At 72.2% G+C, this 14,306-nt stretch carries 18 protein-coding genes; 12 read left to right on the top strand and 6 right to left on the bottom strand.

From position 1 onward, the window contains the following. The 3 genes from AKI01S_RS54505 (at position 1) to AKI01S_RS45305 (ending at position 2,402) form a co-directional block, all read left to right on the top strand. On the top strand, positions 1-174 hold the full coding sequence (locus AKI01S_RS54505) for a pirin-like C-terminal cupin domain-containing protein (protein WP_439951711.1): 174 nt from the start codon (positions 1-3) through the stop codon (positions 172-174). Positions 175-253: 79 nt separating this feature from the next. Beyond that, complete coding sequence (gene wrbA, locus AKI01S_RS45310) at positions 254-889, top strand: NAD(P)H:quinone oxidoreductase (protein ID WP_067832468.1); 636 nt, start codon at positions 254-256, stop codon at positions 887-889. Between the two features lie 328 nt (positions 890-1,217). After that, positions 1,218-2,402 (top strand): DUF8462 domain-containing protein, encoded by a 1,185-nt coding sequence (locus tag AKI01S_RS45305; RefSeq protein WP_439951710.1) that lies wholly within the window; start codon positions 1,218-1,220, stop codon positions 2,400-2,402. A gap of 136 nt (positions 2,403-2,538) precedes the next feature. Here AKI01S_RS45305 and AKI01S_RS45300 read toward each other — a convergent pair whose 3' ends face one another. From AKI01S_RS45300 to AKI01S_RS45290, 3 genes are all read right to left on the bottom strand, one after another. Then, positions 2,539-3,438, bottom strand: coding sequence for a S41 family peptidase (locus AKI01S_RS45300; RefSeq protein WP_157420607.1), 900 nt, complete (start codon positions 3,436-3,438; stop codon positions 2,539-2,541). A 66-nt stretch (positions 3,439-3,504) separates the two neighbouring features. After that, the gene (locus AKI01S_RS45295; protein WP_067832459.1) at positions 3,505-4,347 is read right to left on the bottom strand and encodes a MauE/DoxX family redox-associated membrane protein; all 843 of its coding nucleotides are present in this window, start codon (positions 4,345-4,347) and stop codon (positions 3,505-3,507) included. Continuing rightward, the gene (locus tag AKI01S_RS45290) at positions 4,341-5,312 is read right to left on the bottom strand and encodes a hypothetical protein (protein ID WP_067832457.1); all 972 of its coding nucleotides are present in this window, start codon (positions 5,310-5,312) and stop codon (positions 4,341-4,343) included. Before AKI01S_RS45290 ends, AKI01S_RS45295 begins: the two co-directional genes overlap by 7 nt. A 258-nt stretch (positions 5,313-5,570) precedes the next feature. Between AKI01S_RS45290 and AKI01S_RS45285 the strand changes: the two genes are divergently transcribed. The 3 genes from AKI01S_RS45285 to AKI01S_RS54500 all read left to right on the top strand — a co-directional run bounded on the left by AKI01S_RS45285 (position 5,571) and on the right by AKI01S_RS54500 (position 8,205). Then, positions 5,571-6,137 (top strand): SigE family RNA polymerase sigma factor, encoded by a 567-nt coding sequence (locus tag AKI01S_RS45285; protein ID WP_067832467.1) that lies wholly within the window; start codon positions 5,571-5,573, stop codon positions 6,135-6,137. A gap of 216 nt (positions 6,138-6,353) precedes the next feature. Continuing rightward, positions 6,354-7,979 (top strand): long-chain fatty acid--CoA ligase, encoded by a 1,626-nt coding sequence (locus AKI01S_RS45280; RefSeq protein WP_157420606.1) that lies wholly within the window; start codon positions 6,354-6,356, stop codon positions 7,977-7,979. A 100-nt stretch (positions 7,980-8,079) separates the two neighbouring features. Then, entirely contained in the window at positions 8,080-8,205 is a 126-nt protein-coding gene (locus AKI01S_RS54500) for a hypothetical protein (RefSeq protein WP_281186212.1), read from the top strand. 106 nt (positions 8,206-8,311) lie between these two features. Here AKI01S_RS54500 and AKI01S_RS45275 read toward each other — a convergent pair whose 3' ends face one another. Then, a complete protein-coding gene (locus AKI01S_RS45275; RefSeq protein ID WP_067832465.1) occupies positions 8,312-8,914 on the bottom strand; it encodes a 2'-5' RNA ligase family protein in 603 nt (200 codons plus the stop codon). Between the two features lie 17 nt (positions 8,915-8,931). Continuing rightward, complete coding sequence (locus tag AKI01S_RS45270) at positions 8,932-10,218, bottom strand: NsdA family TPR-like regulatory protein (protein ID WP_169814125.1); 1,287 nt, start codon at positions 10,216-10,218, stop codon at positions 8,932-8,934. A gap of 97 nt (positions 10,219-10,315) precedes the next feature. Between AKI01S_RS45270 and AKI01S_RS45265 the strand changes: the two genes are divergently transcribed. From AKI01S_RS45265 to AKI01S_RS45250, 4 genes are all read left to right on the top strand, one after another. Continuing rightward, positions 10,316-10,714 carry a hypothetical protein gene (locus AKI01S_RS45265; RefSeq protein WP_169814124.1) on the top strand — a complete coding sequence of 133 codons (399 nt, stop codon included), beginning with the start codon at positions 10,316-10,318 and terminating at the stop codon, positions 10,712-10,714. Further along, the gene (locus AKI01S_RS45260; protein WP_067832450.1) at positions 10,711-11,046 is read left to right on the top strand and encodes a hypothetical protein; all 336 of its coding nucleotides are present in this window, start codon (positions 10,711-10,713) and stop codon (positions 11,044-11,046) included. The genes AKI01S_RS45265 and AKI01S_RS45260 overlap by 4 nt, the downstream gene beginning before the upstream one ends. After that, positions 11,043-11,333: a hypothetical protein gene (locus AKI01S_RS45255; protein WP_067832448.1), complete on the top strand. Its 291-nt coding sequence runs from the start codon at positions 11,043-11,045 to the stop codon at positions 11,331-11,333. The genes AKI01S_RS45260 and AKI01S_RS45255 overlap by 4 nt, the downstream gene beginning before the upstream one ends. Before the next feature lie 315 nt (positions 11,334-11,648). Continuing rightward, on the top strand, positions 11,649-12,122 hold the full coding sequence (locus AKI01S_RS45250; RefSeq protein ID WP_169814123.1) for a DUF4352 domain-containing protein: 474 nt from the start codon (positions 11,649-11,651) through the stop codon (positions 12,120-12,122). Between the two features lie 617 nt (positions 12,123-12,739). On the opposite strand, the gene AKI01S_RS45245 is transcribed toward AKI01S_RS45250, so the two are convergent. Beyond that, a complete protein-coding gene (locus AKI01S_RS45245; protein ID WP_067832444.1) occupies positions 12,740-13,033 on the bottom strand; it encodes a hypothetical protein in 294 nt (97 codons plus the stop codon). Positions 13,034-13,258: 225 nt separating this feature from the next. Here AKI01S_RS45245 and AKI01S_RS45240 point away from each other — a divergent pair, with 225 nt between their 5' ends. Continuing rightward, on the top strand, positions 13,259-13,681 hold the full coding sequence (locus AKI01S_RS45240) for a hypothetical protein (protein WP_067832442.1): 423 nt from the start codon (positions 13,259-13,261) through the stop codon (positions 13,679-13,681). 141 nt (positions 13,682-13,822) lie between these two features. Continuing rightward, positions 13,823-14,306: RNA polymerase sigma factor (locus tag AKI01S_RS45235; RefSeq protein WP_169814122.1), on the top strand; the 484-nt coding region annotated here is incomplete at its 3' end.

Genomic DNA, 14,306 nt, shown 5'->3' with positions numbered 1-14,306 from the left:
CTGGTCCTGGGCGGGCTGCCGATCCGGGAGCCGGTCGCCCGCTACGGCCCGTTCGTGATGAACACCCGCGAGGAGATCATCCAGGCCTTCGAGGACTTCCAGGCGGGCCGGATGGGAACGGTCCCGGCGCAGCAGGTGCCGCACCGGACCAGCGCCGACACCGCCGTCAACTGATCCAGACCCCCTCGGGCGCGGCCGCCCCGCGCCCATGGACCTCCACCACACCGCACACCACCGCCACGGGGGAAACGTCATGTCCGTCGAGCGTCCGGTCCGCGTCGCCGTCGTCTACTACTCCGCCACCGGAACGGTCTTCGCCCTCGCCAAGGCCGCCGCCACCGCCGCCGAGAAGGCGGGCGCCGAGGTGCGGCTGCGCAGGGTCCGGGAGCTGGCCCCGGACGAGGCCATCGCCTCCAACCAGGGCTGGGCCGAGAACGCCGCGGCCACCCAGCACGTCGTCGAGGCGTCCCTGGACGACCTGGAGTGGGCCGATGTGATCCTGTTCGGCGCGCCGACCCGCTTCGGTCTGCCCGCCGCCCAGCTCAAGCAGTTCATCGACACCGCCGGCGGCCTGTGGGCGAGGGGTAAGCTGGTGGACAAGGTCGTCAGCTCGTTCACCTCCACCGCCACCGCGCACGGTGGCCAGGAGTCCACCATCCTGGCGATCAACAACACCTTCTATCACTGGGGCGCGATCATCGTGCCGCCCGGTTACGCCGACCCGGTCCAGTTCCAGATGGGCAACCCGTACGGCACCAGTCACGTCTCGAACAACGGCGAGGTCGGGCCGGGCGAGGTCGAGCTGGCCGCGATCGGGTTCCAGACCACCCGGGCCGTCGAGGTCGCCGCGGCGCTGAAGGCCGGACGCTACGCCCTCGAAACCTCCTGACCTGCGGTTGTTCCGTTCCGGACCGCCACGGGCCGCGCACTGGGGGGAGCGCGGTCCGTGGCCTTTTCGTGTCCGAGGAGTTGCCGGGGTTTGGGGTGACGGCCGGGACCCCATGCGCTACTGTGTTCGAACAGTCGAACAGCAGTTCGACTGGCTTGTTCGGGCCGGTCCCGGCACGTTCGCCTGGGGAGGCGACATGGTGGCCACGCTGGAGGGAACGGCCTCGCGCTGCGGGGGCAGGCGCGTGGCCGCGACACGCCACAGTGCTTTCTACGGAAATCTACGACCGCAGCTATACCGCCTCATAGAGTCCGAGACCGTGGACCCCGTGCGCAACCCCTACGCCCCGGGCGCCGGGCAGCGCCCCCCGGAACTCGCCGGCCGCGACCGCGAGCTGCGGCAGTTCGAGGTCGTGCTGGAACGCGTCGCCCGCGGCCGCCCCGAGCGCAGCATGATCATCACCGGGCTGCGCGGCGTCGGCAAGACCGTGCTGCTGAACTCGTTCCGCTCGATGGCGATCCAGAAGCTGTGGGGCACCGGCAAGATCGAGGCCCGGCCGGAGCAGTCGATCCGCCGCCCGATCGCCTCGGCGCTGCACATGGCGGTCCGCGAGCTGGCCCCCCGGCACCGCGCGCCCGACCGGATCGAACGGTTCCTCGGCGTGCTGAAGTCGTTCGCCCAGTCCGGCCCCGAGGACGAGGCCAAGGGACGGGCCCGCGCGCACCGCTGGCAGCCGGGCATCGACGTGCCCGCCACGCGCGGCCGCGCCGACTCCGGGGACCTGGAGATCGACCTGACCGAGCTGTTCGTGGACGCCGCCGAGGTCGCCACCGACGTCGGCGCGGGCATCGCGCTGTTCGTGGACGAGATGCAGGACATCCCCGCCGACGACGTGTCGGCGCTGTGCGCGGCCTGCCACGAGCTGTCGCAGAGCGGCGGGCCGCTGATCGTGGTGGGCGCGGGACTGCCGCACCTGCCCGCCGTGCTGTCGGCGAGCAAGTCCTACTCCGAACGCCTGTTCCGCTACGCCCGCATCGACCGCCTGGACCGCGAGTCCGCCGACATCGCCCTGCTGGCGCCCGCCGAGCGCGAGGGCGTGACGTTCACCCCCGAGGCCCTGGACGCGCTCTACGGCGCGGCCGACGGCTACCCCTACTTCGTGCAGGCGTACGCGAAGGTCGTGTGGGACGTCGCCCCCGACTCACCGATCACCGCCGACGACATCCGGGTCGCCGCCCCCGAGGCCGAGAGCGAGCTGGCGGTCGGCTTCTTCGGCAGCCGCTACGAGCGCGCCACCCCCGCCGAACGCGACTACATGCGCGCGATGGCCACGCTCGGCGACGACCCCGTCCCCACCTCCGCCGTCGCCGAGGAGCTGGGCCGCAAGCCCTCCAGCCTGTCACCCGCCCGCGACGGCCTGATCAAGAAGGGGCTCATCTACAGCGCCGAACGCGGCGTGGTGGCGTTCACCGTCCCCCACTTCGGCCGGTTCCTGCGGGCCCAGCCGGTGTGAGGACTCTCTAACGGTCTCTAGCGCGTGCGCTAGAGACCCGTATAAGGCCGCATCGGTGCGGGCCGCCCGCTTCTCCGGCGTGCGCTACGAGAATCTAGCCCTCTCTAGCGCACGCCCTAGACAACCGTATAAAAGATCATCGAAGGCTCGACAGCCAGACCACCGCCGCCGCGAGGGCGTCCTCGGCGGGCTCGTCCGGTTCGATCGGCGCGGCCGGGTAGGCGTGCCCGGTCCGGTCCGCCTCCCGCGCCACGGTCAGCACGAGCATCGCGCCGTCCGCCAGGTCGATCGCGACGTTCCCGGTGGGCACCCCGCCGGTCGGCGCGCCGAACGTCCGCGTCCCCGGCCGCCCCCGCAACGCGATCACCACGGCCTCCGCCGCGCTCATCGTGTCCCCGTCGGTCAGCACCGCGACGGGCGCGTCCGGGTCGGCGAGCGCCAGCGGGTTGGCGGGGATGGGCAGCGTCTCGTCGTCCACGAAGATCCGGCCGTCGCGCTGCGACCAGACGCCCTCCTCCTCGCCGTCGGCGTTGACGAACGCCCCGATCCGCCCCTCGCCGAGCAGCGGCGCGAGCACGGTGAGCGGTGCGTACATGCCGCCCCCGGTGTTGCCGCGCAGGTCGACGATCCACCCGGCGGGCCGGGCCGCGTCCAGCTCGCGCAGCAGCGCCACGCCGGTGCCGACGTAGCGCTCGTCCTCGGCCTCGTCCCCGGACGACTCCGGCAGCGCCACGAGCGCGAACCGCCCCTCGACGATCTTCCCGGTCGGCATCGTCCCCGACGCCGCGCCGCCGCCCTCCCCGCCCTCGCCGTCGCCGAACGCCTCCCGCACCGCCTCCGGCGTCAGGAAGAAGGTGTGCGGGTCGCCGAGCGCCCGCACCGCGCGCTGGATCTCCCCGTACACCTCGGCGGGCGACGACGCGCCCTCGGTCCGCGCGAGCGCCTCGGCGCGCAGTGCCGTCCAGTCCACGTGCTTGCGGCGAAGGGACTGCTCTTCCAACAGGTCCAGGACATGAGCGAGATATTCGTTCGGCACATCACGTACCGTAACGGGCGAACGAGGAGGGGAGCGCCGACCGGCCTTCTCCACCGGCCTCTATGATCATGACTGGAGGCCCCTGGAGAGCCCCGCGCCCGCCGTGCCCTCCGGTTCCAGCACCGCCGAGCGCACCACCCGGTCGCGCTCCGCCGTGGACACCGCGAAGACGATCTCCACCTCGCGCTCCCCGAAGCGCGCCGGGTACACCAGGAACCGCCAGCAGCCCTCCCGCCACACGTCCAGCGGGACCGCGCTCATCACGAGGTTCTCGTAGGCGGCCCACACGTCGCTGTCGTGCAGCGTCGCGTACGTCTCGCCGAGGGTGCCGCGCCGCCGCGCGCACGGCACCCGGGGCCGCCCGCCCTGCCGCCCGAGCAGCCGCCGCACCAGCGTCCCCAGCTCCGGCGACAGCGCCGCGAACAGCGCCAGCTCGACCGTCACCACCAGCCCGACCCGCGCCGTCCCCGCCCGCAGCACGTCCATCCCCGCCAGCGGCGCGCTGAGCGCCGCGATCGCCGCGCCGGTGAACAGCATCGCCCGCGCCACGCTGCGCCGCCCGACCCGCTTGTCGCTGAGCCCCCCGAAGCAGCCGCAGCCCGCGTCCGGCCGGTGCGTGCGCATCTCGCTCAACGCCCAGGTCGCCACCGCGAACGCCACCGCCGTCGCCACCCGCACCGACAGGTGCGAGGTCACCAGCAGCGCCAGCCCCAGCACCCCCTCGGCGACGGCCACCCCGACCGCCGCGCTCCGGCGCCGCCGCAGCGCCGTCACCCGCAGGGGAACTCCGTGCACGTGCGTGGTGCCGCCCGCCGCGGCCGGCTCGCGCACCGCCAGCTTGGCCAGGCACGCCGCCAGCAGCACCGCCGCCAGCAGCAGCACCTGCGCGTTCTGGAACGCGGTCACCATGGCGACCCCTCCTCGTTCCGCACTCCGTGATGGACGGCCACGTTGAAACACCCCGCCGCCAGGTCCCCGCCCAGCCCCGCGAACGCGACGGCCGTCAGCTCGACGATCCGCCCCCGGGGCGAGGTCCCGCACTCCACGCACCGGTCGCAGTACCGCGCCGCGACGCATCCGCACTCGACCACCGGCACCACGGCGGCCCGCTCCCCGCACTCGTTGTGGACGACGACCTCGCTGCCCAGCGACAGCCAGGGCAGCACCGCGCACCCCGCCGGAGCGTCGACGCAGCCGCCCGCGTGCCCCTCGCCGTCCACCGCCGGGTACGCCAGCCCGAACACGTCCCGCGACGCCCCCACGCCGCCGAACCAGGTGGCCGTGCCCCGGACCGGGTCGGGCGGCGCCTGGTACGGGTCGGCGGCGGCGGGGCGGTCGGCCCGGTAGCCCGGCTGCGACGTGCCCGGCGTCACCGCCACCGGCCCGTCCGGCGACGTCACGCACACCACGTCGATCAGGTAGCCCGGCTCCAGCCGGGGATGGCGCACCAGCACCCGGCCGAGGACGCGCGGGGGGATCACCACATGGGCGCGTCCCCGATGCGGGCCCATGTCCACCTCCACGGTGTCCCTCCCGCGCATCAGGACGGTGCCGGTCACCCGGCCGATGTCGACCCACACCCGGTCGGCCGCCGGCCCGTCGCCCCCGGCCCGCACGACCACCCGGCGCCCCGGACGCAGCGCGGCGAGGCCCCCGCTCCCGCCGCGCCAGATCCGGGTGGCGTCGGTCATCGGCACCCGGGTCTCCCCGGCGGCCGTGCGCAGCACCAGCAGATGCGGGCTGGCGTCCAGAACCGTTCCGGCCAGCACCCGCAGCGGCGGACGCGCCCCCTCCGGGACACCGCCGGGCGCGGGCGCCTCCAGCACCGCCCGCCGACGACGGCGGCGCGCTTCCCGGTCACGGACTGGCGGCATCGGCGGCCCTCCGGCTCGACTCTTCACCCGTGGGTCACTGGTGTGAGGACAGTGAGTCAAGAGTCACGCGCGGTCACACGTCTGTCGACGGATTTGTCGCGATAAGTCAGAACGGGGTAGAGGTTTGTGTCACTCGGTATATTTCTTCTCTCCCGGTTGACGCTAAAATGCCTTTTATGTTGACCCGAAATTACGATCTCCGTGCGATCGTCAAACGTGGAGAGGGCCGTGACGGCCTCCCACGTCGGTCACAACGGCATGGCTCCGCGGGGGCCCCGGAACCCCTGGCTCGGTGGTCTCTTGAACAACACGCGGCATGAGGAGTTCCGTGAGTATGTCACGGCCCGCGAACGCGTGCTGATGCGCACCGCGCTCCAGCTGACCGGTGACCGCGCCGACGCCGAGGACCTGCTCCAGGCCGCTCTCGCCAAGACCTACCTGGCCTGGGACCGCATCCAGGACCGCGCCGCCATGGACGGCTACGTGCGCCGCGCCATGGTCAACACCCAGATCTCCTGGTGGCGCCGCCGCAAGCTGGAGATCTACCCGACCGACGAGCTGCCCGACAGCCCCGTCGACGACCACACCCGCCGCAGCGAGCTGCACGACGCCCTCCGCCGCGCCCTGCGCCGCCTCCCCGAGCGCCAGCGCCTCGCGGTGATCCTGCGCTATTACGAGGACATGCCCGAGGCCGAGATCGCCGAGGCCCTCGGCATCAGCGTCGGAACGGTGAAGAGCACGGTGTCCCGGGCGATGGCGAAACTGCGCGAGGACACGGGCCTGGGCACCGATTTCAAGATCCCTCCACAACTCCCCGAACGCTGATCGGCCCCCTTTCCCCCACCGTCGGGACGCGCCGGGACGGACCATTGCCGGAAGGGGCCGAAGTAGCGGGACATAAACGCGTGGATTGCTCACGTTCTCCCCGGCGAGCCATTGATGATCGCGAAAGCGCGCGGCCGCCCGCCGGCCCGGGGTGCTGACAAAAACCCGCGTAACGGACAGAATCCGGTTCAAGGTCCGCCGAGCCGGAGGTGCGCCGTGTGGAGCACGATGCAGGACTTCCCCCTCACCATCACGTCGATCATGCGGTACGGGACGGAGATCTTCGGACGGTCGGCCGAGGTCGTCACCTGGACCGGCGGTGAGCCGCGACGCCGGAGTTACGCCGAGGTCGGCGAACGCGTCGCGCGCCTGGCGGGCGCCCTGCGCGGCCTGGGGGTGGACGCCGACCAGCGCGTGGCGACGTTCATGTGGAACAACGCCGAGCACCTGGAGGCCTACCTCGCCGTCCCCTCCATGGGCGCGGTGCTGCACACCCTCAACCTCCGCCTGGCCGCCGACCAGATCGCCTACATCGCCGACCACGCCGAGGACGACGTCGTCATCGCCGACGCCTCCCTGATCCCGCTGCTGGCCCCGGTCCTGCCCCGCATGAAGACCGTGCGGCACGTGATCGTCGTCGGCGAGGGCGACACCGCGCCCCTGGCGGGCGCGGGCAAGCGACTCCACGACTACGAGACGCTGCTCGCCGCCGCGCCGCCCGCCTTCGACTGGCCCGACATCGACGAACGCCAGGCCGCCGCCATGTGCTACACCAGCGGCACCACCGGCAACCCCAAGGGCGTCGTCTACTCGCACCGCTCGGCCTACCTGCACTCGATGGTCGTCTGCACCGGCAACTCCGCCGGCCTGGACGCCCGCGACCGCGTGCTGCCGGTCGTGCCGATGTTCCACGCCAACGCCTGGGGCCTGCCCTACGCCGCGCTCATGGCCGGCGCCTCGCTGGTCATGCCCGACCGCTTCCTCCAGGCCGAGCCGCTGGCCCGGCTCATCGCGGCCGAACGCCCCACCGTCGCCGGGGCCGTCCCCACCATCTGGGCCGACCTGCTGCGCCACCACGGCGAACACGGCGGCGACCTGTCGAGCCTGCGGCTGGTCAAGTGCGGCGGCTCGGCCGTCCCCGAGTCGCTGATGCGCGCCTTCGACGAGCTCGGCGTCCCGATCATCCAGGCGTGGGGGATGACCGAGACCTCCCCGCTCGCCACCGTCGCGCACCCGCCCGCCGACGCGACCGGCGAGGACGCCTGGCGGTACCGCGTCACCCAGGGCCGGATCATCGCCGGGCTGGAGATCCGGATCGTCGGCGACGACGACCGCGTGCTGCCCCGCGACGGCGAGGCCGTCGGCGAGGTCGAGATCCGCGGCCCGTGGATCACCGGCGCCTACCACCGCGACGAGGACCCCGCCCGCTTCCACGACGGCTGGCTGCGCACCGGCGACGTCGGCACCCTCACCGCCGACGGCTACCTGGTGCTGACCGACCGCGCCAAGGACGTCATCAAGTCCGGCGGCGAGTGGATCTCCTCGGTCGAGCTGGAGAACCACCTCATGGGCCACCCCGACGTGATCGAGGCCGTCGTGGTCGGCGTCCCCGACGACCGCTGGCAGGAACGCCCCCTGGCCTCCGTCGTCCTCCGCGAGGGGGCGACCGCGACCCCCGCCGAGCTCAAGGGGTACCTCGCCGCCCGGGTCCCGAAGTGGCAGCTCCCCGAACGCTGGGCCTTCATCGAGGAAGTACCGAAGACCAGCGTCGGGAAGTTCAACAAGCGCGCCGTCCGCGGCCGCTACGCGAACGGTGAGCTCGACGTGATCCGCGTCGACTGACCCGCGTAGCCCGCCGGCCACATCAGGCTCACCACGCACACCAAGCCGTCGTCAAGGGCGGTCTCAGACGGTCGACCACCTCCGACCCGAGGAGACGCCCGTGGCACAGCCGTACGGCCAGCCCGCGCTCCGGCAGGAGTTCGTTGCGCGATCGCGCACGGCGCTCTCCTGGGCGGCCGCACCTTCGGCGCGGCAGCGGCTGGCGCCCCGGATGCGGGTCGGCTGACGGTTCGACGTCGGTGGCGCTGCTTCCAGCGAACCGGAAGGTCGTCAAGCAGCACCCGCGCGCGAAGGTCAAAGGATGCGTCCGGTGCAAGAACGCGCATTCACGACTAATGCCCCAAGGGTGCCGTGGCCACCGGTTCCCACCGGTACAACCGCCCGACCCGCTGCTGCGCGACCAGATGAACCGCCCGCACCGTGAACGGGCATGTCGTCGGCGGAGACGCAAACGCCTCAATCACCGGGGCCGCCGGGCCGTCTCCGTGGCTGTAGGCGACAGAGACATGGGGTGTCCAATCGGGCTCGTCGGCGAGCTGGTGCACCCGTACAGCCCCGTCGGTCGCCTCACGGACCGCGTCGCGCACCGGGTCGAGCGCGCGGGCCGGGCGGATGCCGAGCATGACCGCCTCGCTGTGGAACCACAGCCTGCCGATCTCGACGGTGATCGGGGCGAGCAGACGCAACCGCTTTGCCGCCGCATCCGCCATGGCGCCGACCTCGGCCTCGGAGATCTCATCGGCGAACCCGACGATCTGTGTGGTCATGTGCAGCCATCGCGCCGGAACGAGGTCCAGGCCGTCAAGACCCGCGAGTCTGCTCTGACACTCCTGGATCAGGGAGCGGGCGAGAGGCTGGTCATCGAGCAGGATGTGCCACACCAGCAGGCGGCGACCAGGTCGCACGCCTGGTCGCCACCACCAGTGGTCGGACATATGAGTCGGCAGGGGGCTCACGACACCTCCGGAACAGCGGCGGTCTTGTGCTCCAGTGATCCGGCTTGGAAGACGCTGATCTTCTCTCGTAGATCGGCAGCGTGGCGGTCCCCCTTGTAGCGGCTGTGCCGGAGCCGCTGGCCGATCTCGCTCATCCTGCCGATGATCGTGACGACCCGGTACTCGTCCCCGAGATCGAGCACCGGGTTCAGCTCGGCGGCGGCGCCCTCGGCGTCGCCGGTCATCACGTGTGCCAGAGCGGCACCGATGCGGACCTGCGCCCAGGTCCCATACACCCACTGATCGCCGTCAGCCCACGCGTCGTCGGCGGCTTGGACCGACCGCAGCATGGCAGCCGGGTCACGCGCGCCCAGGCCGACCTGGAGGGCGTAGGTCTCCTGCCGGGCGCGCGGGCAGCTCCAGGCGTCGGCGGTTTGGTCGGCGGCCCCTGGTGCGTCGGCGGCGGTCCGGGCGCGGGCGAGCGCTTCATGGGCGGCCTCGATGTCGCCGCTCGACTGGAGGGCCGTGGCCTCCGACACCGCCAGCAGCACCCGCCCGCGAGCTGTGGCGGGGGCGAGCTCGAACCCACGGCGCGCCAGGCCCGCAGCGTCGCGGTACCGGCCCTCCCATCGGGCGGTCTTGGACTGGGCGCACAGCACCAGAGCGCGAACGGTGTCGCAGTCGGCTTCGTCGGCGCACGTCCAGGCGGCGTATCCGTAGGCGTCGGCGAGACGGTATCGGCCGACGTCTCCGGCGAGCAGGTTGATCACGGCGAACAGCTCGGCGGAGATGGTCAACAACGCCTGTGTCTGGGCGATGCGCTGGCGCCCGCCACGCAGGATCTTGGTGACCTTCGCCTGGAGCGCGGTCGCCTCTTGCAGCACCTCCAGCGGTGGCTGCCGGGCGTAGTCGAATGTGAGGCGGCGGGTCGCGGTCTCCAGGTAACGGATCATGCCGTCACCCACATCGCTCTGCTCCAGCCATGCGGCCAGCTCGACAACGTCCTCCTCTGGGGCGGGTCGAGCAGGATGCACGCTCCTCTCCAGGGAATGGAGCGGGTCGAACAGGATGTCCTCGGGGACGCCGTAGGCCGCCGCGTATGCGGCGCGGTAGCGCTCCGAGATTCCAGAGCGGCCGGCCTCCCAACGCTTGATGTAGGAGATCAGCGTGTCGAGGTCGGGGCGTTGGGAGCTGGTGAGCGCATCGCGCAGTCGCCGCGCCGTCTCTGGCTTCAACCAGCCGCGCCGCCTTCGTTCGGCCCGCAGCCGTTCGCCAACCGCACGTCGCCGCTCGTCGGGCGTCATCGTGTGCACCTCACGTGTCGCCGTGCTCTGGATTGCTCCCAAGTGCTCCCCAGTGTGCCCCTGCCTCTGCCTCTTGTGCAGGGGCTTCACTGCTGGTGTGGGCGGTCCCGCCATCGAGTTCACCGTGGGGCCGCGCCCGCCCGAAACGAAGGCGGCCCCGGCCTGGTGCGCGAACACCACGGGTTCCGGGGCCTCGGCCGGAATCGAGGTCCGACCTATGGGCACGGTACCCAACGACGACGAGCGCGGCAGGGTAGAGCGGGAGCGGCTGTGTGCCGATCATCCCGACCGGAGGATCGCCCGGGATGGCCGGTGGATCCCATGGGTCGCCCGGCGCGGGGGCGACGGTCAGCGGAACCGGCCGCGCGGCATCGTGGAATCCGTCCGGGCCGAGACCCTCGACATCCTGCGCGAGATGATCGTCGAGGTCGAGGCGCTGGAACAGCGGATCGCCGACCGGCACGGCCCCCGCCGCGACGCGTGGGACAAGCCGTGACCAGGACCGCGACCGGGCAGTGGTTCGGGCGGCGCCTCACCGATGACCAGTGCCGCGCCGTCGCGCTCCAGCTCGACCAGGCGCACCCGGCGTGGATCGTCTGGTGGGGCCCGAAGACCCGGCGCTACTGGGCGCTGCCCGCCCGCGGCCTGACCACGCCGGTCCTGGAGCACGCACATCCGGACGGGCTGGAAGCCGCGATGCGCGAGGTCGAGCAGTGGCACGGCATCGACACACGGGGCGGCGCGCCCGCCCTGCCCCGCGCGGTCGGTGCCGGCAGCGCCTCGCCGGTACCGGCCGTGCAGCCACAGCCACGAAGGGGATCGCGATGAGCACGACGGATCTGGAAGCCCTGGCCGGGGAGCTGACGACGCGCGGCCTGGTGGCCGAGCTGACGCACGACGGGCTGCGCGTCTCCAACCCGAAGGTGGTGGGCTGCTGCGGGTCGCATCCCGGCACGGTCATCACCTGCCGCGACAGCGTGGGCGGCGGGAGCTGGTTCTACACGAGCTGGGGTGAGGCGCTGGCGCCGGTGACGTGTCCGGTCGACGCGGCGCGGGCGGTGCGGCGCTGGCTGTCGCGCAGCCCGGACCAGGCGCCGAGCGTGGTCTTGGCGTAGAGCCGGGGCGGCGGTGCGGGCTCCCGGAGAAGGCTGACCGTCACCCCTTTCGTTCCGCGGCCTCGGGGTGGTGATGCGTCCCCGGGGCCGCGGCCCAACGTGTGCCGACCCGTGATGCGCTGTCCCCAACATCCGCACCACGGTCGGCACAAAAGGGCGGCCCGCCCCTCCACGCGGAGGGACGGGCCGTTCGTCTGAACGACCGGCGACCGTCAAGTTTTCAAATGGTCACAAACTGCCGAACGGCCCGTGAACATGCCTGGAGTGTCGCGCGTCACACTCATCCGCCCCCCGCCCCGACCATCAGGAGCCCCTGTGATCACACGCCTAGTGGCCCCCGCCACTCTCGTCGCCGCCCTGATCCTCGCGACGGGATGCGAGACCGGCACCGAGCCCGTCGCCGTCCAGCCCGCCGACAAGAACGCCGGCAACAGCAACGGCAAGGCCGGGAAGCCTGTGACGGTGAAGCTCGCCGCGAAGAAGACGACGGCCAAGAAGTCGGTCCTGGGCGAGGCTGGGGCCTTGTCCTGCGTGAAGGTCACCGTGACCAACCAGCGCAAGAAGAACCTGGCGGTCAACCCGCTGTACTTCTCGATCACCGACACCAAGGGCCAGAAGCACGAGAGCAGCGAAGCGCTCGCGGCCTATGAGGGGGAGATGGCCTCCACCACCCTCGCACCCGGTGAGAAGGCGACGGGGGTGATCTGTGGGAAGGGCAAGTTCGTGCCGAAGATCGTGGCGATGACGGATGAGCTGTTGCAGGAGCAGGCCCGCGCCGAGGTCGCCTGATCCGGCATGAAAGTGCCCACGAACGCGGCTCGCTGCGGATAGCAGCGCAGGTCAATGAGGGTGCTCCCCGCGCACGCGGGGATGGCCCCACCCTCCCCGCGCTGTTCCACGCCGCCGCCCGGTGCTCCCCGCGCACGCAGGGTTGTCGATGAACATGGTCCGTCCTCTAGGGGACGGACCATGTTCATCTCCGATGTCTGGCGGTCAGCTCGACCGCCGTCAGGGCGAGGCCGATTAACGCGGTGCCGAGCTGGGCGAGGCAGGAGATTTACGAAAGATGGCGGGTGCTGCCGGTCACGGCGCGCCGCGAGATGTTGGCCCGGCTGCTTCGGCATGTGGCGGTGTCGCGTGTGAGCGGGGGAAGCACGGAGCTGCGGGTTGACCTCGCCCCAGTATGGGAGCCGTGCTCGTGTCCGCGATGCGCGAAGGCCGAGGAGGCCACGGCCGTGGCGTGATCGGCTGGTCTCGCGTTCTACCAGGTAGAGGCATGGTTGCTTGGGAGAAGACCAGCGCGGGAAGTTCAACAAGCGGGCCGTCCGTGGTCGCTACGCGAACGGTGGGCTCGACGTCGTCCGGGTCGACTGACCGCCGCCCCCGCGTCCGGGGCGGCGGCCCGGTCATGGGGGGTCGGGGTCCTCCGCGTCGTGGCGGGTCGCGGTGTGGCGGAGCCGGGAGGCGTGCAGGGACAGCGCGACCGCGGCGTCCTCGACGGCGCGCAGCTGCTCGGCGCTCAGCCCGTCGAGGGCCTGGCAGGCGGCGTCGTCGTCATGGTCGAGGCAGGAGTCCAGGGCGGCGTGCGCGGTGAGGGCGAAGTCGGTCGCCTCGGCGGCGTCGTTGAGCGCGGCGCCGAGGGCGTCACCGAGGTCGGTGATGTGCTGCTCCAGGCGCGCACGGAATTCTGGGGTGGTCACGTGGATCCCTCCGTCGGCTCAGCCTAGGCCGTTCGTTGCCGCCTGACATGGAATCCGCGGGTGGTCTTCGTTTCCCGGCCTCCGGGCCGTTGCGGGAGCCCTCCCGCGGCCCGGTGAGGCGGGCCTTTTGTGTTCGCGCGGAGGGTGTGGTTGTTTGGGAGGAGTTCGGAGCCGGGAGGCCCGACGGGCGCGATGTGCTCCGGATCGACTGAGAAGGGATCCCCGTTGCCCGACTACGTCTCGGTGGGGACGGCCAAGCCGCAGGCGCTGCCGCCGCACGAGTGGATCACGGTGTTCTGGGACCGCGAGTACGCCGACGGCACCGGCCAGCACATCGACGAGGGCGGGCCGAGCATCCTCAACGGACCCGCCCGCTACGGCCTCACCGTCGGCCTGACCCTGGACGGGCTGCCCGCCGGGACGCGCGGCCAGATCCGGACGGTCGAGGTCGACGCCCAGAACACCGCCCGGTTCGACGCGGGCCCGCCGATGGACTTCACGGTCGGCGCGGACGGCGGCACGGCGGTGCTGTACTCGGTGCCCGCCGACGCGGTCGGCGAGGGGCGGCGGCTGCGCGTGCAGCTCGTCCAGTACGGCGCGGCCCCGGGCACGTTCACCGGCTCGGCCAAGCTCCTGTACTGGCGTTAACGGGATCTCACCGCGAGGTCAGTGTTCATGGCGTTTTCGGATGACCCTGTGGTGCAGACGGGGCGCAGGGGTGTATGCAGGGTGAACCGAATTGTCCGGACGAGCCGCCGGGTCCCTCCCGGATCGGCTCGGGGAGCGCAGATGCCCAGGTGGAGCCCCTATCCCGCGGAGACCGACCGCGCGCTGGCCGTCGGCCTGACCGAGGCCGACGGGGACGCGCTGGGCGCGCTGTACGACGCCTACGCGGGGCGCCTGTACGACTACGTGCTGTCGGTGACGGGGGAGACGAGGTCCGCCGCCGACATCGTGCACGACGTGTTCATCGACGCCGCCCGCCGCGCCCCCCGGATGCGCGACCACCGCGACCTGCGCGCCTGGCTGTACGGCGCGGCCCGCCGCCGCGTGCTCCAGCACGGCCGCGCGGACGCGCCGTTCTGGGAGACCGACGCCGAGTTCTCGCCGGTCGCCGAGGTGCCGCCGGGCGAGCTGCGCGAGCTGTCCGACGCGGCGTTCCGCCGCCTGGACGCCGACGACCAGGAGGCGCTGCTGCTGGCGCTGCGGCACGGGCTGGCCGCCGGCGAGCTCGCCCACGTGTGGGGCGTCGCCACGCGCCGCGCCGCCGCCC

It is taken from the genome of Actinomadura kijaniata NBRC 14229 (assembly GCF_001552175.1).
Lineage (GTDB): Bacteria > Actinomycetota > Actinomycetes > Streptosporangiales > Streptosporangiaceae > Spirillospora > Spirillospora kijaniata.
The sequence above is the reverse complement of the archived record's forward strand: the minus strand, read 5'-3'. Positions and strand labels throughout refer to the sequence as shown.